Source organism: Arthrobacter sp. UYCo732, from assembly GCF_040547265.1.
GTDB lineage: Bacteria > Actinomycetota > Actinomycetes > Actinomycetales > Micrococcaceae > Arthrobacter.
In genome coordinates this window covers 39,320-56,295 of the sequence record NZ_JBEPPJ010000008.1, presented here as the reverse complement: position 1 = coordinate 56,295, position 16,976 = coordinate 39,320, and the positions used below count along the sequence as shown (strand labels likewise).

15 protein-coding genes and 1 pseudogene are annotated in these 16,976 nt (G+C 64.5%); 8 read left to right on the top strand and 8 right to left on the bottom strand.

The features are described 5' to 3' along the window. The first annotated feature begins 68 nt into the window (after positions 1-68). The 3 genes from ABIB45_RS12410 (at position 69) to ABIB45_RS12400 (ending at position 2,830) form a co-directional block, all read left to right on the top strand. A complete protein-coding gene (locus ABIB45_RS12410; RefSeq protein ID WP_354216156.1) occupies positions 69-731 on the top strand; it encodes a DUF6318 family protein in 663 nt (220 codons plus the stop codon). A 287-nt stretch (positions 732-1,018) separates the two neighbouring features. Further along, the gene (locus ABIB45_RS12405) at positions 1,019-1,651 is read left to right on the top strand and encodes a PKD domain-containing protein (RefSeq protein ID WP_354216155.1); all 633 of its coding nucleotides are present in this window, start codon (positions 1,019-1,021) and stop codon (positions 1,649-1,651) included. 105 nt (positions 1,652-1,756) lie between these two features. Continuing rightward, positions 1,757-2,830, top strand: a complete 1,074-nt coding sequence (locus ABIB45_RS12400; protein WP_354216154.1) for an alkene reductase — start codon at positions 1,757-1,759, stop codon at positions 2,828-2,830. A gap of 205 nt (positions 2,831-3,035) precedes the next feature. Here ABIB45_RS12400 and ABIB45_RS12395 read toward each other — a convergent pair whose 3' ends face one another. After that, positions 3,036-3,332, bottom strand: coding sequence for a hypothetical protein (locus ABIB45_RS12395; RefSeq protein ID WP_354216244.1), 297 nt, complete (start codon positions 3,330-3,332; stop codon positions 3,036-3,038). A gap of 142 nt (positions 3,333-3,474) precedes the next feature. Here ABIB45_RS12395 and ABIB45_RS12390 point away from each other — a divergent pair, with 142 nt between their 5' ends. Continuing rightward, the gene (locus ABIB45_RS12390) at positions 3,475-5,931 is read left to right on the top strand and encodes a Tex family protein (protein WP_354216153.1); all 2,457 of its coding nucleotides are present in this window, start codon (positions 3,475-3,477) and stop codon (positions 5,929-5,931) included. Positions 5,932-5,974: 43 nt separating this feature from the next. Here the strand turns inward: ABIB45_RS12390 and ABIB45_RS12385 are convergent, their stop codons facing one another. The 6 genes and pseudogenes from ABIB45_RS12385 to ABIB45_RS12360 all read right to left on the bottom strand — a co-directional run bounded on the left by ABIB45_RS12385 (position 5,975) and on the right by ABIB45_RS12360 (position 10,452). Next, positions 5,975-6,649: a YqjF family protein gene (locus ABIB45_RS12385; RefSeq protein ID WP_354216152.1), complete on the bottom strand. Its 675-nt coding sequence runs from the start codon at positions 6,647-6,649 to the stop codon at positions 5,975-5,977. Positions 6,650-6,889: 240 nt separating this feature from the next. After that, positions 6,890-7,125 (bottom strand): annotated as a pseudogene (locus ABIB45_RS12380) (HNH endonuclease signature motif containing protein); the annotation flags it as partial. A gap of 23 nt (positions 7,126-7,148) precedes the next feature. Beyond that, a complete protein-coding gene (locus ABIB45_RS12375) occupies positions 7,149-7,532 on the bottom strand; it encodes a DUF1622 domain-containing protein (protein ID WP_354216151.1) in 384 nt (127 codons plus the stop codon). A 55-nt stretch (positions 7,533-7,587) separates the two neighbouring features. Beyond that, positions 7,588-8,448, bottom strand: a complete 861-nt coding sequence (locus tag ABIB45_RS12370; protein WP_354216150.1) for an SDR family oxidoreductase — start codon at positions 8,446-8,448, stop codon at positions 7,588-7,590. A 50-nt stretch (positions 8,449-8,498) separates the two neighbouring features. Then, positions 8,499-9,407 (bottom strand): nuclease-related domain-containing protein, encoded by a 909-nt coding sequence (locus ABIB45_RS12365; RefSeq protein ID WP_354216149.1) that lies wholly within the window; start codon positions 9,405-9,407, stop codon positions 8,499-8,501. A 133-nt stretch (positions 9,408-9,540) separates the two neighbouring features. Beyond that, positions 9,541-10,452 (bottom strand): MSMEG_6728 family protein, encoded by a 912-nt coding sequence (locus tag ABIB45_RS12360; RefSeq protein ID WP_354216148.1) that lies wholly within the window; start codon positions 10,450-10,452, stop codon positions 9,541-9,543. 166 nt (positions 10,453-10,618) lie between these two features. On the opposite strand from ABIB45_RS12360, the gene ABIB45_RS12355 reads away from it, so the two are divergent. Both ABIB45_RS12355 and ABIB45_RS12345 read left to right on the top strand, forming a co-directional pair. Continuing rightward, positions 10,619-11,209 carry a hypothetical protein gene (locus ABIB45_RS12355; protein ID WP_354216147.1) on the top strand — a complete coding sequence of 197 codons (591 nt, stop codon included), beginning with the start codon at positions 10,619-10,621 and terminating at the stop codon, positions 11,207-11,209. Positions 11,210-11,519: 310 nt separating this feature from the next. After that, positions 11,520-11,747 (top strand): hypothetical protein, encoded by a 228-nt coding sequence (locus tag ABIB45_RS12345; RefSeq protein ID WP_354216250.1) that lies wholly within the window; start codon positions 11,520-11,522, stop codon positions 11,745-11,747. A 207-nt stretch (positions 11,748-11,954) separates the two neighbouring features. Here the strand turns inward: ABIB45_RS12345 and ABIB45_RS12340 are convergent, their stop codons facing one another. Then, positions 11,955-14,573, bottom strand: a complete 2,619-nt coding sequence (locus ABIB45_RS12340; RefSeq protein WP_354216146.1) for an excinuclease ABC subunit UvrA — start codon at positions 14,571-14,573, stop codon at positions 11,955-11,957. 81 nt (positions 14,574-14,654) lie between these two features. On the opposite strand from ABIB45_RS12340, the gene ABIB45_RS12335 reads away from it, so the two are divergent. Both ABIB45_RS12335 and ABIB45_RS12330 read left to right on the top strand, forming a co-directional pair. Beyond that, a complete protein-coding gene (locus ABIB45_RS12335; protein WP_354216242.1) occupies positions 14,655-15,671 on the top strand; it encodes an adenosine deaminase in 1,017 nt (338 codons plus the stop codon). A 239-nt stretch (positions 15,672-15,910) separates the two neighbouring features. After that, positions 15,911-16,837, top strand: coding sequence for a pullulanase X25 domain-containing protein (locus ABIB45_RS12330; protein ID WP_354216144.1), 927 nt, complete (start codon positions 15,911-15,913; stop codon positions 16,835-16,837). The last annotated feature ends 139 nt before the right edge of the window (positions 16,838-16,976 follow it).

The window sequence follows — 16,976 nt, the reverse complement described above, 5'->3', positions numbered from 1 at the left end:
GTCCTGGGTTACCCTTAAGTAATTGTTCGGAGCGAAGCGTCTTGAAACTATCGGGGGATTAGCTGCCCATGACATCGCACAACTCTCTTATGGCCCGGCGGTTGCGCTTGGTACTGGCCGCCACTGTTGCGGCGGCTGCCCTGGCGCTTTCCGGCTGCAATACCGGGGGCGAGCCCGGCGGAACGGTAACCGAGTCGCCGTCCGCAACCCAGACGGCAACTGCCGGTCCTACGCCGACTCCGACCGAAGCTCCGGCTTACGTGCCCGCCTCGGCCAGCGGCCGCGCCCAGAACGTGCCTGTGCCGGTACTTCCGGACGTCGCGAAGACGGAGACGAAGGAAGGGCTGGAGGCGTTCGCCCGGTATTGGTATGACACGCTGACTTACGCCTATGAGACCGGCGATATGAAACCTTTGGAAGGGGTTTCCGGCCCAGCTTGCCCTAGTTGCGCCCGAGTTAGGGACGTTGTCGAAGGCTGGCACTCAGACGGACGATGGCTCGCAGGCGGGCGGATGGTCGTTGAGGGGGCGCAAACGAAGTTCCTAGAGGTGGCGCCTAATGAATATCAAGTACTGATCCAAGTGAGGCAAGAGCCCCTTTCATATTTCCGTGCCGACAAGTCCTTGGATGAGACAACAGAAAGCAGACCCGCGATCGGCGACATCATGATAGCTGGATATGAGAACGATGCCTGGACTGCCAAAACTGTCGAGCACTTGGTCAATGATTAATGAGAACAATTTTCCACCGCGGGATGTTGCTGTTCGTCCTGGCGCTGACAATTCCCTCCGCTCTTATTGATGCTCCAGGAGCAACAGCGGACTCGCCAGTCAAAGGTGACTGGCAGGAGACAGGAGCCACTGTAGGCGGGTGGTATCTACACCCCGGTTCAGGAGCGTGGAGCCAAACGCCCATGGGGCAGCCAAGTGATCCGTACGTGTATAGGTACAAACACGTATGCCGGGCCGACCCAACTCTGGATGGGTCAAATTGCTCGGGACCAGATGTCGAGTGCACTGTGGGTGGGAATGGGAGAAGTGTCAACTGGTATAGGTCATTTGAAGACTTTGATCCGCGCATTTGGAGCTTATTTGCGGGGCCAACCTGCATTTATGACGAAAAACCCGTTGACGTTCTGGAGCAAATTGCCGGCCAGATCCAAAAGCAGTTCGAGAGCCTCCCGATCGACGCCGGAACAGTCGTCGCCCAGCCCAGCCCGCATACACTCCGCGGCGCCGAAACGAACTTCTATGCAGACGCCGCGGAGCAGCAATTTGACGTAACGATGTTCGGGCAGAAGGTGCACGTCGTGGCCACCCCGGTCCAGTACACCTGGAACTACGGTGACGGCACCGTGTTCGGCCCGCAGCCTTCCATGGGTGGGCCCTTGCCGCAGGACCGCTGGGGTGTGAAAACTCGGACCAGCCACGTCTATGCGGAAACGGGCGACTTCCAAGTAGTTCTCACGACTTCATTCCAGGGCACCTACTCCGTGAACGACGGACCCCCGTTGCCTATCCCCGGCCAAGGACAGTTCAGCACGCCGCCGCAGACCATCAGCGTCTGGCGCTCCATCACCCGGAATTACGCCGACGACTGCAACCAGAACCCGCAGGGCCAGGGTTGTCCAGGTGTGGCATCGGACAAGTAGCCCCACAGGTCCAACGCTGAAGTGACGGCGCTCTCGCCCGGAATAGATGCGGACGCGCACAAGTTGGGCCCAGCAGTACCAATTCCCCTGCGAAAGGAACTGCCCATGCTGTTTTCCCCCTTGGCTCTCGGCGAGCTTGAACTGTCCAACCGCCTGGTCATGGCGCCGCTGACCCGCCTGCGTGCGGGCGAGGAGGGTGTGCCTGGACCGCTACTCGAGGAGCACTACCGCCAGCGCGCTACCCTGGGCCTGATCGTCAGCGAAGGCACTTACCCGAGCCCCGCCGGACGCTCCTACCCTGGCCAGCCCGGACTGGTCACGGAACAGCAGATCGCGGGCTGGAAGAAGGTCACCGATGCCGTCCACGCCGAGGGCGGCCGGATGTTTGCACAGGTCATGCACGGCGGACGGGTGTCCCATGAGGACATCACCGGCGGCCATACCCTTGTTGCTCCGAGCGCCGTCGCCATTGACGGCGAAGTCCGAACCCCGTCCGGTAAGAAGCCGTACCCCGTGCCTCACGCACTGACCAGTGACGAACTGCCCGTCGTGATGCAGGAGATCGTCACCGGTGCGCTCAACGCGATCGAAGCAGGCTTCGACGGCGTGGAATTGCACTCGGCGAACGGGTACCTGCTGCACGAATTCCTGGCGCCCAACTCCAACCTGCGTGACGACAGCTACGGCGGTTCGCCGGAGAACCGGGCCCGTTTTGTGATCGAAACGGTCAACGCCGTGGTTTCCGCGCTGGGCGCCAGCCGCGTCGGCATCCGCATCTCGCCCCAGCACAACGTGCAGGGCATCGCCGAAGTAGACGCGGCCGATGTCCGCGCCACCTATGAGGTGCTGGTGGATAGCATTGCCCCGCTAAACCTCGCGTACCTCAGCGTCCTCCACCACGAGCCGACCAGTGAATTGGTCCAGGACCTCAGGGCGCGCTTCAACGGCGCCTTCCTGGTGAACTCGGGCTTCGGCACCGTGACCACCCGGGAGGAAGCGGCGAGTCTGGTGGCCAACGGCCACGCCGACGCCGTGGTGGTGGGACGGCCCGCCATTGCCAACCCGGACCTCGCGCGACGCTGGAAGGAAAACCTTCCCCTCAATGAACCGGACCCCTCCACGTTCTACGCAGACAGCTCTGCTGGCTACACGGATTATCCGGTGCACAGCGGCCAGTAGCGGTCCCAAACCCGAATAAAACGACGACGGCGGCACCCGGCTTTGGGTGCCGCCGTCGTTGGCTGCTCGGTGTGCTGTCCCGGCAGCTTGAACCAAAGCCATCCGACGGCTGTTTGGCTCTTTTTGCAAAAGTTGGCCCGCTCGGGCTCGTGAAAGCCGAGCGGTAACGCTAGGATACTCCAGCGAATGGACTATTGCTAGGGGTCTACAGAAACGCTTCGCGGCCCGTTCCTTCGCGCATGACGAGCTGGTCGTCCTGGATGGAAACAAGCAGGCTCTTGGGCTTTCCGCTGACTTTAGTGATGGCTTTGAGGCCACGGTTAGTCACTTCCACCCCCACCTGCGCCCCTTTTGCGGGCAACTCGATGGACGTTTCGAACGCTTCCCCCAGGAGAGGGTTGGTAGTGACGCCCTCGTCGCGGCGGACTTCTTTGCCGTTGACCATGACGGTGATGTTGGCCTCGTCGAATCCGTCCTGAAAGACGATGAGCAGTTCCCGCATGGTGTCCTCTTCCTCGAGAGTGATTAACGGTGACGGCATATCAACTACAGCACTTCACAGGCCGGAGCGGAATAGCCGGTCAGTCGAGTCTGTCTGAGCGGCACCGCTGGAGACGGTCAGGCCGGTAAGGCAAAATGTTCTGGTGACCCAACTCCCGCACGCCCCGTCCAAACCCACGTCCGCGGAAACTCCGGACAGCGCCATCCACGCCCAGATCGCCGCTGAGCTCGGCGTGAAGACCTGGCAGGTCAAAGCCGCCGTGGAATTGCTCGACGGCGGGTCCACCGTCCCGTTCGTCGCCCGGTATCGCAAGGAAGCCACCGGGACGTTGGATGACACCCAGCTCCGGGAACTCGACGAGCGTCTGCGCTACCTCCGCGAACTCGAGGACCGCCGTCGTACTGTCCTGGAGGCGATCGCCGCGCTAGGCCAGCTGTCCGCCGAGTTGCAGACATCGATCCTGGCCGCGGACACGAAGTCCCGGCTCGAGGACATCTACCTTCCGTTCAAGTCCAAGCGGCGCACCAAGGCACAGATCGCACGCGAAGCTGGCTTGGAGCCGCTCGCTGCGTCGCTGCTGAAGCGGCCCGATCTGGATCCAGAGCGCGAGGCAGCCAAGTTCCTGAACGCCGAGCATTCCATTGACGACGCCGCGGCCGCGCTCGCCGGCGCGAGGTCCATCCTCGTGGAGCGGGTGGCCCAGGATCCGGACCTTGCCGCCAACCTGCGGGAGCGGCTCTGGACCCAGGGGCGAATGGTGTCGCGCGTAAAGAAGGGCAAGCAGGCTGACGGGCAGAAGTTCGCCGATTACTTTGAGTTCGCGCAGGTGCCGTCGGGAATGCCGTCTCACCGCGTGCTCGCACTGCTGCGTGGTGAGAAGGACGGCGTTCTGGAACTGGATCTCGCGGAGGGCGATCCTACTAACGACGACGCCCTCGCCGCTGCGCAATCGCGTTTCGAGGCTGCGGTGGCCAGATGCCTCGGGGTGGCCGACCGCGGCCGTCCCGCAGATGCCTGGCTGATGCAGACCGCGCAGCTTGCCTGGCGCTCGCGGGTGCTTGCCCGGCTGACCGCCGACCTTCGCAGCCGGATGTTCACCGCCGCCGAGGATGAGGCTGTGCGGGTTTTCGCAGCCAACCTGCGGGACGTTCTGCTGGCCGCACCCGCCGGCAACCGCGCGACTCTTGGCTTGGACCCGGGGCTGCGGACCGGCGTGAAGGTGGCCGTTGTGGACGGCACGGGCAAGGTAGTGGCCACGGACACCGTGTACCCGCACGCGCCGGCCCGGAAATGGGATGAGGCACTGGCAACTCTGGTCGGTCTCGCCCGGAAGCACAACGTTGAGCTGGTGGCCATCGGCAACGGCACGGCGTCCCGCGAGACGGACAAGCTCGCCGCGGAACTGATTAAGATGCTGCCGGCTGCTGAGAAGAAACCGCAGAAACTTGTGGTCTCCGAGGCCGGGGCGTCGGTGTATTCGGCGTCGGCGCTGGCCGCGGCCGAGCTGCCCGGCATGGACGTTTCCCTGCGCGGTGCGGTGTCCATCGCCCGGCGCTTGCAGGATCCGCTCGCCGAATTGGTGAAAATCGACCCCAAATCCATCGGGGTGGGGCAGTACCAGCACGACGTCACCGCATCGAAGCTGGATCGCAGCCTGGACGCGGTGGTGGAGGACTGTGTCAACGCGGTGGGCGTGGACGTGAACACGGCGTCCCCCGCGCTGCTGAGCCGCGTGGCCGGTGTCGGGCCTTCGCTGAGCGAAAACATTGTGGCCTACCGGAACGAGCACGGACCGTTCGCCAAACGCAGTGAACTGAAGAAAGTGCCCCGGCTCGGAGCCAAGGCCTTTGAGCAGTGCGCGGGCTTCCTGCGGATCACCGGGGGAGCGGAGCCATTGGACGCTTCGAGCGTGCACCCTGAGTCGTACGCCGTTGCCCGCAAGATCCTGGGGGCGGCCGGGGCTGCGCCGGCGTCGTCGCTGGACCCACGCGCCTTTGTGGATGGGACGTTTGGCCTGCCCACGGTGCAGGACATCCTGGCGGAGCTGGACAAGCCCGGCCGGGACCCGCGCCCCGCATTTGCCGCGGCGACCTTTTCCGAGGGCATCGAGAAGATCTCCGACCTGGAGCCCGGCATGGTGCTCGAAGGGACGGTGACCAACGTGGCCGCGTTCGGCGCCTTTGTGGACGTGGGGGTGCATCAGGATGGCCTCGTTCACGTGTCTGCCTTGGCGAACCGGTTCGTCTCCGACCCGCGCGAAGTAGTGAAGTCAGGGCAGGTGGTGCGGGTGAAGGTGCTGGAAGCCGACCCGGAACGCAAACGGATTTCACTGACGTTGCGGCTCGACGACGAACTGTCACCTCCCCGGACACGTGCAGCGGCTGTGGGGCCGGACAGGGGTGCGCCGGCCGGTGGGCGGCCGGTAGGCAACTCTCTGGAACGTGGCGGTCGGGAACGCACACGCCACGAACGTGGCAAGGGTGCGGCGAGGCAGTCGGGTGGGAACCCGGATACACCAATTTCAAAGTCGACGCCGGAGCCGGGGCCGGTAAGTACGGCTATGGCCGAGGCGCTGCGGAAGGCTGGTCTGGGCAAATAGTTCGGGCGGCGGTGGTACTGCTCTCTCGGAACAGGTCCGGGCGCTACGTTCCTATCACCCGGGGCCGGCCGAACTGGGTCCGGACTCCGGGAGAAAACAGGACGGATTCGGGCGGTCCGGCCACATGGATTCCCGCGCTGCTGATGAGTCCGTCGTCGAGCAGGGTCACCTTTCCCGGGTGCAGGGGCCAGGGCGCGTGAGTGTTCGGAATGTACAGTGTGCGGCCGCGGAATCTGGTGTGGAGGCCGAACCTCGCGGTCAGGTGAACTGACAGTGGATCGCTGGCCGCCTGGTGCGGCTCCGGCACTGCTGCGAAGTCGCTACGCGCCCCCTGCCCGAACCGCCGGACGGAGTAGCCCGTGGACCCGTCCGCTCGCGATTGGCTGAAACCCGCACGCGACCAGACGTAGGGGATTCCGCCTACCCTCGCTGCCAGAACCACGGCCAGGCGGTTCGCATCCAGGCTCAGGAAGACCACACCCCGAGTGCCATCCGGTTCGCGGGAGTAGAGACGGACATTGATCTCGTTGAAATCCCCAAAGTAGGGTACTGGGGAACCACTGCCGGGTCCTGCCTTCCTCATGCGGAAACCTATCAGGCCCACCCAGGCCGAACCGTCGTATTCATCGGGCATAACACCGGGTGGCATGAATGCTGCCGCCGTCGAAACGGGCAGACGCCAGTGCAGGAACAAGGCATCAGTCCAACGTTGGTCCATGATAATGGGACCGGGCAATTCTGGCGGTTGTGGCCAGAGATCGGGCGCGCTCAACGGGGTATTCATCCCACATTCCCTTCTGCTCCTGCTTGATACGGAACTCCGGTTCCCGATGGTCCCGAACCGGAGCCTGCTGTTTACTCAAGCAGACTTTGCTACCAGTCCGGAAGAGGACCCCGGGGAAGTGGCAGACCAAGATCCTGACCTGTGGTCGTCTTTGCTGGCGGAAGTGGGCGATCATCCGGTGGTGTACCGAATCCGGTGATGTTTGCAGCAGGGCTGGCCGGGATGGGCCACGCCAGTGTTTCCGCGGTTCCCAGGCGAGTAGCTGGTCCGGCCGATCTCCAACGGTGCCCCGTCGCGCGGATCGGTCAGGACGCGGGGGAAGGAGTCGGCGATCAGCTGCCGGGCCATGGACGGCGGGAGCGGCCCTTCCGGTCCAGCACGGCGGGCTCGTCCGTCATGCCCATCAGGGCGAGGCTGACAAAAGAAGGGCAGCTTAGGCCTCTACACGCGGGGGCTGGGCGCTTTCCTTCTGCCACGGCCAGCGGCCAGTGATTTCAAGCTCCAGCGAGAAGCTCAGGAACGTACGGATGAGAACGATGATCGCCAGCACTCCGACGCTCTCGAAGGTTGGGGTTACGGCCACGGTACGAATGATGTCAGCAGCCACTAGGAGCTCAAGGCCCAGCAGTATGGATCGTCCCAACAGTTGCCGGTAGGCGCGGTAGACCGTCAGTTTTTCAGCCCCGGCGGGCAGCTTTCGGGGCTGGTAACCACGGAAAGCCATGGGAATCGATACAGCTGCACCGATGACCATCACGGCCACCCCGGCGAAGTCCATGTACCTTCCCACGGCTTCAATGATGTGCTGAAAATCCATCGTGCTCCTCGGTTACAGCAGTATGCGTCAGGCAGTTTAGCTTGCGTGTAGCAGTTTAGGCGTGACGCACTCCGGTTCCAGCCAGGACCTCTCGGTAACCTTCGCGGAAAGACGGGTATGCGAAGTCGAAGCCTGTGCTGCGGAGCAAGGCATTACTGCACCGCTTGTTCCCGCCGCGGGCTTCGCCTGTCGGACCAACGGGAGGTTTGGCACATCCCATTTCGGACGCGAGGAACCCGAGCACCTCACCGAGTTCGACAGGTTCGTTGTCTACGCCTATATATACGGGCGCAGGAATGTCTTCCATCGTGGCCAGGTGGACGATCGCTGCGGCAGCGTCGTCGCGGTGGATACGGTTGGTGAAGCGCGGCGGATCGGGGACGAGGGCATTGCCGCTGCGGACCTGGTCAATGAGCCGCGTGCGTCCGGGCCCGTAGATCCCGCCGAGCCGCAGCACAACCGGCGCGGTGCCTGAGTCGCGCAACCGCGAGTCCAGCAGTTCCTCCGCCGCACACAGTATTCGCCCAGAGAATCCCCCAGGTGCCGCCGTCGTGCTTTCATCAACCCAGCCGCCGCCGGCATCCCCGTAGACCGCAGTGGACGAAACGAAAAGCACGCGCTGGGGCGTTACGCCGTCCCGCTCCAGCGCATCCAAAACGTGCGAGAGTCCGTCCACGTAGGCGGACCGGTAGGCCGCTTCTGTAAGTGAGTCGGCAGCAACGGCTACGACGACGGCGGTGATGTCCCCGGGCATGGGCGGCAGATCCAGAGAACTTAGGTCGGCCGCGACACCTTCGATCTCCGCTGGCAGCTTATCCGGCGAGCGGCGCCACCCGACCACTCGATGCCCCGCCGCGGCGAACCGCAGGCCGGCTTCCGTTCCGAGATCGCCGCAGCCGGCCAGGAGAATGGTCATGGCACACAGTCTGCCATCCCCGCCGTCACCACCCGAATTCGCGGCAGAGGTCAGGGCACAGGAAGCTTGGAAACCACCGCGGGAGTGGGAAGGGGAACCGGCTGCGGCTGGGCCGAAAGTTGCGAAAGCACGTTCGTGAGCACAACAAGGGCCAAAACGATGAGTGCCAGCCGGAAGAGCGCCCCCAGACAGCTTTGACCCTTCTTCGGTGTCCTGCGTGCTGCCCTTGGCCGGGCTGCTGACCGCAGAACCGTGTGCGGGTCATGGGCAGGGTCACGGACGGTGCGCCAGCGTGCCAAGGATGTGGCTGGGCCTGGAGCATGAGTAAAATCCGATGGCCCGGCCGGTACGTTCCCGGTGGTTAGCAGCGGCGGACTCGAGGTTCCTGCGAGCAAATTTGTCAGGTGATGGTGGATGGCTCCGACTGTGTCCGCATCCAGCACAGCGGGGACAGCACTGATGGCTTCGCGGACGGTGTCTATGCCTTGGAGCCTCGCACCGCTGGAAGTGGACCCTTGGAGGCCAGGTTGACCAACCATGCATAGCCACGCGCGTACGTGGCGGCGGTGCTGCGGTTCCAGAAGGGCCGCTACCGCTGCGCCTTGCTCCAGCACTCCCGCCACCTCCCGCTCGCGCGAGTAACCGTTCTGCCGCAGGACGCCGTTACGGAGATGAACGTCGCCTGACCAGTTCTTGGCATCGATCACGATGACGCCACCCGGGCCTATCAGGACGTGGTCAAGGTTGGCTTTGGGCCGTCCGGGCCAATGCACGTCGTGGAGGGCCATCCAGCCCTCGGACTGAAGCGACTCCAGCATTCCGGCAACACGGGCTTCGCCAGCGGCACCCGCCGCCCACGCCCGTTCAGCCTTTTCTGCGTAATCGAGCTGCCGGCGGAGTTTGGCCGCCCGTTCAGCCGCCATCCGCGCCTGTTCCGCGGCTCGGTCGCCTGCCCCCATAATTAGCCCCCATGCTGATGGTGCGGGCTGCCCGCACTTGAGGATTACTGTAAGCGATAATTTTGCGTCGCCGTGCAGTTCCCAGCCGTCGAGTTTCCAGCGGCTTCAGGGGATCGCCGCCAAATGTGGCTTATCAGGGAGCCGGCACCGGGAAGAACACGCGGGGATCCTGCAGGAGCGCCGGGTAATCGAACGCGGACCGGTCGATCACCTCGGTGACACTGAAGTTGCGGCCAAAGCGGCCATCGTCGAGCGTGATGGGCCGGCCGAGGACCTGCCCCACGGCGAACTTGCGGCCATCCTCGAACGAAACGGCAACGGTGGTCTTGCCGGGCAGCGTGGCGAACGCTTCCTCCTGGGCCTGGCGCTTTCGCGTGGGCTTCTTCACAAGCTTGGGAGGCAGTTTGCGCGGCTGCTTGGAGGGGCGGCGTGACCCGTCGTCGATGTACACGGGGGAGTAGCCATCGGCGTCGGGCGCGTCAGCAGCAGGATTGGCACGGCGGACCGGCGGCAGCGCCACAGTGTCCAGTGTCTGCGGATCGATCCCGGGGTGCGGGTCGCGGAGGATCCACAGGAAGTCGTCCTCCGGTTCTGCCGGATGGAACTCATGCTTGGGCTCTGGCCAGATATAGTCCAGGTCCAGGTCGGCGTCCGGGAACACCGCCTTGTAGAATTTCGGTTCTTTGTGGACCAGCTTCGCGCGGTGGCTCAGGTGGAAGTCAGGGTTCCCCAGCCACTCCGGCATGGGAATCCTGGCAGCGTAGTCCGGGTGCGCTGCCTGGGGCGCGAACTCGGTGATGTTGGCGCGGGTGTTGTCTGCGTGGCCGCGGGAGGTCCACTCGTCCACCATCGCCAGGCCATACAGGGTCAGCGCCGGCACGTGGCCCATCCACATGCGGACGGCAGGGTGGGTCTGCCAGCCGTACTCGGGAATCACCAGAGCCCGGAGGGTCTGCAGCGCCTCGACACGCTGCTTGCCAAGCCTGGCAGTGTCCAGTGCTGCGGCGCTCTGCCGGAAATCGGGATACGGAAGGAAGGTTTGCATCCCTTCAGTCTGACGGCACGCGGCGGATGTGCCAATTGCTGTGCCCGCCGCCACATGGGCAGGCTCCTGCGAACGCGCGCGGTGTTCACATAGTGGACCGATACATACAAAGGGTGCCGCTACCCACTATGATCACCGAAACACCCCGCTAGCCTGGAGCCCCCTCATGACCAATTCTTCTGTTACGACCCCCGGCAGCGCGCAGCCTTTCACACCCAAGTTCGGGCAGCTGCTCAGCCCGGAGGCCAAGGGCATCCTGGTCCTTGACGAATTTACCCTTGACCCGGCCGAAGCGCGGAAGGAGCAGCACGGCTTTCTTGCCGCCATGGCATCCGTCGCGCTGACCCTTCGCCGGATCGTTGCGCTCCGTGTGGTGATTGCGCTGGTTGCCATCGGCAACCTGCCCCTGTTCCTGCTGAGTAGCGGCTGGTGGATCTATGCGGTTTCGCTGGCACTGGTAGTCTCTGTCCACCTGGCGGTTTCCTGGCTCAACAAGCACGAACCCAAGGTGCGCCATCGCCAGATGCTGCAGCTTCACCTGCACCGCGAACGCAGCAGCAATTACCGCAAGGTCCGCGACGCCGTGAAATACATGATCGACACACCCAGCCGCATGAACGAACACCTCTACCTGGAACTGCTCGCGGCCAAGCGCGTGGCGCTGAACGTCGCCCACGGTACGGTGGCGCTGCTGGACACCAGCGACGCCGCTGCCTGGAAGGTGCGCATCGTCCGGGAAATTCCGGCGGCCGCTTAAGAAGCAGCTGAGAACAACCTCAGAACGTACGACGCCGGAACTCCCTTGGGTGGGGAGCTCCGGCGTCGTTTTTTCTTTCGTCTGTTGTCCCGGGGAAGGGAAACGGAAGGCCCCGGGGACGACGGCAGGCTTAGGCGGGGAGCTGGATGACCTGCCCGGCGAACACAAGGTCCGGATCGGCAATGGAGTCCAGGTTGGCGTCGGCCGGTTTCTCCCAGCCGCCTTCGACGCCGAGCTTATCCGCCACGATGCTGAGGGTATCGCCCGGATCCAGGGTGTAGGTTTCGCCGCTCAGCGCCGGTGGTGCAGCATGCTGGGGGATTTCCGCAGCAGCTGGCGGCGCTGCGACATCATCGGCTGGTCCCTGCATATCGCCCTGGGTGGCCGGCGGCTGGTGGACCGGCACGTTCTGGACTGGGACGCTCTGTGCTGGGACATTCTGGACCGGGACGCTCTGCGGGGCAACCGCCGTCGCACCACCCCCGCCGCTCAAACCCAGCTGGGCAGCGCACGACGGATTGTGGTGTTTTTCATGTGATGCTCCTGAAGGCCGCCTGCGCTCGGTCCGTCCCAGGAGGTTATCGCGCCGCTGCCCGCCCCTGACGAATCGAGGTCATTTTCGGTGTCTGCCGGCCGGGCAGTTCTGGTGGAGGCAGCACCGGGCATTCATTCGCCCGCTTGGCGGGCTTGCATTTCACGCTAGGACATCACGGGGCCGTTATCAAACTGAGATGAATTCTGGAGATCAGCTGGTGGCTCGCTGGCGGAGTACCGCCGCCAAGTAAGGCGCGGTGCGGCCGTGGGAAGAACCTGCGACGGCGGCGGCGGTTCCGGCAGCAACAATCCGTCCGCCCGCATCCCCACCCGAGGGGCCAAGGTCGATGACCCAGTCCGCGCCCGCCACAACGTCCATCTCGTGTTCGACCACCACCACGGTGTTGCCGCTGTCCACCAGGCCGTGGAGCTGTGCCATCAGCAGTTGGACGTCGGCGGGATGCAGCCCGGTGGTTGGTTCGTCCAGAAGATAGAGCGTGTGGCCTCGGCGGGCGCGTTGGAGTTCGGTGGCGAGCTTGATGCGCTGGGCCTCGCCGCCGGACAGTTCGGTGGCAGGCTGGCCGAGGCGGAGGTAGCCCAGGCCCACATCGCGGAGGCTCTTCAGGCTGCGGGCAGCGGCGGGAATGTCAGCCAGGAACCCGGCGGCGGCGTCAACGGTCAGGCGCAGTACATCGGCCACGTTTTTGCCGCGGTAAGTCACCTCAAGGGTCTCTGGGTTGTAGCGTGAACCGTCGCACTCAGGACAGGGACCGTAGCTGCCGGGAAGGAAGAGCAGTTCAACGGCGACGAAGCCCTCGCCCTGGCAGGTCTCGCAGCGGCCACCGGCCACGTTGAAGGAGAATCTCCCCGCGCCGAATCCACGTTCCCGGGCCTGGTCGGTGCCGGCGAACTCCTTGCGTACAGCGTCAAAGAGGCCGGTGTAGGTGGCCAGGTTAGAGCGTGGTGTCCGGCCGATGGGCTTCTGATCCACAGTGACCAGCCTGTCGATCCGGTCCATGCCGTTGACCGGCCCCACCGTCAGCGCTGGTGAGGAGTCTGCCCGGTCCGTTTGGGCCGGTTCCGGCGCGGGATGGTTCCTCAGGCTGGAGCCCGCCACGTCGCCGAGGACATGGCTCACTAGGGTTGACTTGCCGGAGCCGGAAACGCCCGTGACTGCCGTCAGGACGCCCAAGGGGAACCGGGCATCAAGGTCCTTAAGGTTGTGCAGGCTGATTCCAGTCAGTTCCAGCCAGCCATCGGGTTCACGGCCGCGCCCGCGCGGGGCCGGCAACCCGCCGTTGGACGCCCCACCGGACGCCCCACCGGGCGTCCCGTCGAACGCGTCGCCCGCGGACGCGCAGCCCGCAGACGCGCCGCCGTCGAACAGGAACGGGCGGGTGACCGACTCCTCAATGGCGGCAAGCCCGGCGACGGGCCCGCTGTAGAGAACCTCGCCGCCGCCTTCGCCGGCGCGGGGGCCCACGTCCACCAGCCAGTCGGCCCGGCGGACCACGTCCATGTTGTGCTCCACCACGAAGACGGAGTTGCCGGAGGCCTTGAGCTGGTCAAGGACAGCCAGGAGCGGCTCGGCGTCGGCCGGGTGAAGGCCAGCGGACGGCTCGTCAAGCACGTAGATAACTCCGAACAGTCCGGACCGGAGTTGGGTGGCGATCCTCAGCCGCTGCATTTCGCCGGGGGAGAGGGTGGGGGTGGATCGGCCCAGGGCGAGGTATCCGAGGCCGAGGTCCAGGAGCACCGTGATGCGCTGCAGGAGGTCGGCGCTGATGGCGACGGCAACCTCGTTGTCCTCCCCGGAGGACTGCCGCCGGGACGCGGTTCCGGCATCCTTGAGACCGGCAGTGGGACGGATGATCTCGGCCAGTTCCACCATGGGCGCGGCGTTGAGTTCGGCGATGCTTTTGCCGGCGAAGCTCACTGCGAGGGCCTCAGGCCGGAGCCCGGTTCCTGTGCAGCGGGCGCACGGGCCGGATTCCATGAACGCCAGGACGCGCTCACGCATGGCGGCGCTCTGGGAGTCGGCCAGGGTGTGCAGGACGTAGCTTTTGGCGCTCCAGAAGCGGCCCTTGTACGGCTTGGCCACCCGGTCCCGTTCGGGCGTGACTTCGACGACGGGCTGCTCCTCTGTGAACAGGATCCAGTCGCGCTGCTTCTTGGGCAGCTTCCGCCACGGGACGTCCACGTCGTAGCCGAGGTGGCTGAGGATGTCGCGGAGGTTCTTGCCCTGCCAGGCACCCGGCCACGCGGCGATGGCACCCTCCCGGATGGTCAGGCCGGGGTCCGGCACCAGGGACGTCTCGCTGACCGTGTGTGCCACTCCGAGCCCGTGGCATTCCGGGCAGGCGCCCGCCGCAGTATTTGGAGAAAAAGCGTCGGAATCCAGTGGGGCCGCACCGTGCGGATACGTTCCCGCCCTTGAAAACAGCATGCGGAGCGAATTGGACAGCGTAGTCACTGTGCCTACGGTGGAACGGCTGCTCGGTGCGCCGCGGCGCTGTTGAAGCGCGACGGCGGGAGGCAGTCCGGAGATCGTCTCCACCTTGGGATTATGGCCTTGCTGGATGAGGCGGCGTGCGTAGGGGGCCACGGATTCGAAGTACCGGCGCTGGGCTTCGGCGTAGATGGTGCCGAATGCCAGGGACGACTTTCCTGAGCCGGAGACACCTGTGAAAGCCACGATGGAGTCGCGGGGCACATCCACATCCACGTTCCTCAGGTTATTCTCGCGGGCTCCCCGGACCCGGACGAAGCCGTCGGAGAGGTGGCCGGAAGTATGGAGGATAGGTTCGTCAGCCTGCTGAGGGTTCCGCATTGGTTCGACTCTAGCCGTGAAGCGGCCGGTGGGCGATATCCTGAGCCGATGGATAATTACCCGGATGCTGCCGTCGACCAGATGCCGGAATCGGAGCTGCCCGAGACCGAAGAAGCACCGCAATTTCTGCCTCTCGCGGAACTGCACCTACACATTGAGGGCACGTTGCAGCCCGAGCTGATCTTTGAGCTGGCGGAGCGAAACGGCATGGCACTTCCCTATTCGGGCCTTGAAGAGTTACGGGCGCTGTACGAATTCAGCGACCTGCAGTCGTTCCTGAACCTGTACTACGCCAACATGGCGGTGCTGCGGACTGAGCAGGACTTCGCCGACATGACCCGCGCCTACCTGGCCCGCGCGGCCGTTGCAGGCGTCCGGCATGCCGAGATCATGATGGACCCGCAGGCCCACATCTCCCGCGGCGTCAGCCTGGAAACCTGCGTTAACGGTGTGGCCTCGGCCTTGGCGACGTCGGTGGGGGACTACGGAATTTCCACCCTGCTGATCGCCGCGTTCCTCCGCGACCTTTCCGAGGAATCGGCGCTGGAGGTCCTGGACGGCCTGTTGGTCATGAACGCGCCCATCGCAGCCATCGGCCTGGACTCGGCCGAAGTGGGTAACCCGCCAGCCAAATTTGAGCGGCTGTTCGCGAAAGCCCGCGAAGCGGGCCTGCGGCTCACCGCGCACGCGGGCGAGGAGGGACCGGCGTCGTACATCATCGAAGCGCTGGACGTCCTGGGCGTGGAGCGGATTGACCATGGCATCCGCTGCATGGATGACCCCGACCTGGTGGAACGCCTGGTGGACGAGCGGATTCCGTTGACGGTTTGTCCGCTTTCAAACGTCCGGCTCCGGGCCGTGGACACCTTGGCTGACCACCCGTTGCCTGCGATGCTTGCCGCCGGGCTCAACGTTTCCGTCAATTCGGACGATCCTGCCTACTTCGGCGGCTACGTGGATGACAACTTCGCACAGCTGCAGGCAGCTTTTGAGCTGTCCGAGTTTGACCGGTCCCGGCTCGCGGCCAACTCCATTCACTCATCGTTCGCCTCTGAAGAGCGGAAAGCCGAGCTGCTGGACGAGCTGAACCGGGTGTAGCTCCGGCCCGAAGGGGTCGCTAAACTGGGACGCGTGCGTGTCGTGGGAAGTGAGCGGCGGTTCCCCGAAAAGCGTTTCCGGGTTGAGAAAACAGCCCACTAGCCGAGACTCTTGCCTCGGTTCCGCTGTAATCGACGTCATAGTCGGTCACGACACGCAGAGTTAACCATTTCAAGTCGTGCGATTTAATACCGTCTTGGCAAGATGCCTAGAGACAGATCGCTTCACTAAGGGGAATCATGGCCACGTCCATCGCAGAAAACACCTACCTTCGACTCAAGACCGTATTGGATGTCCTGACAGAGGGCGCGTGGACGGAGGAGGCCCGCAACGCCGGCGAGGTCCTGGCGGAAGCCACCGCCCGCGTGCCGTTCAGCGATCACGAGGCGACGCTGCTCAGCGGCGGCATTCCCCGCGGCCACAAGACCCTCACCTCCGCCACGGCCAAGCTGGTCAAGGCTGGCTGGCTGGTCAAGGGCCGTTCCGGCTGGACGATCACCGATGACGGCATGCGTGCCACGGTCGCCTTTCCGGATGCGGATTCTTTCGCGGCAGCGCTCGACGCCGGCACTCCTGTCCCGGCCGAAACCCCGCTTCCTGCTGCTCCCGCAGTGAAAAAGGCTCCTGCCAAGGTAGCTGCCGCCAGTAAGACCCCGGGCACCAAGACGGTGGCCGCTGGGTCCCCCGAGAAGGAGGCGCCCGCCAAGAAGGCTGCCGAAGCAGTGGGCAAGGCCGCCAAGCTGATCGAGGAGGCCGTGGGGCCGGTGGTGAAGGCCGTCCGTTCGCGCAAGGCCACCCCGAAGGCTAAGACTAAGGCTGAGCCGGTTGTGGCGGAGCCGCTGGAGGGGCCGGACGAGGAAACCTTCCCGCAGCCCGAAGCGGTGGCTGTGGCCGGCGACTTCAACACCTTCCTGGGTGCACCGGAGAACTGGGCGCCGCAGTACGACGAGTCGCAGATGGACTTCGACTTCAGCTCCCAGGTGTGGACTAAGAGCACCGAACTGCCTGCCGGCTTCTACACCTTCAAAATTGCGCTTAACCGCTCGTGGTCTGAGAACTACGGGGCGTACGGCACGTTCGATGGCCCCAACCATGAACTGCACCATGAGGGCGGCACCGTCACCATCCGCTACGACCACCGCACGCGGGACATCACCATCAACTGACCTGCGTGTTAATTCACCCGGGGTTAAATGCGCCGTCGGTAGTCGTGCGTATTCTCTGGACAAAGTCTCCTGAGTGAACCAATGTGGGAACCGGCTGCACTGGCCGGTTCCCACATTGTTTTCCACTGCAAAGGAGATA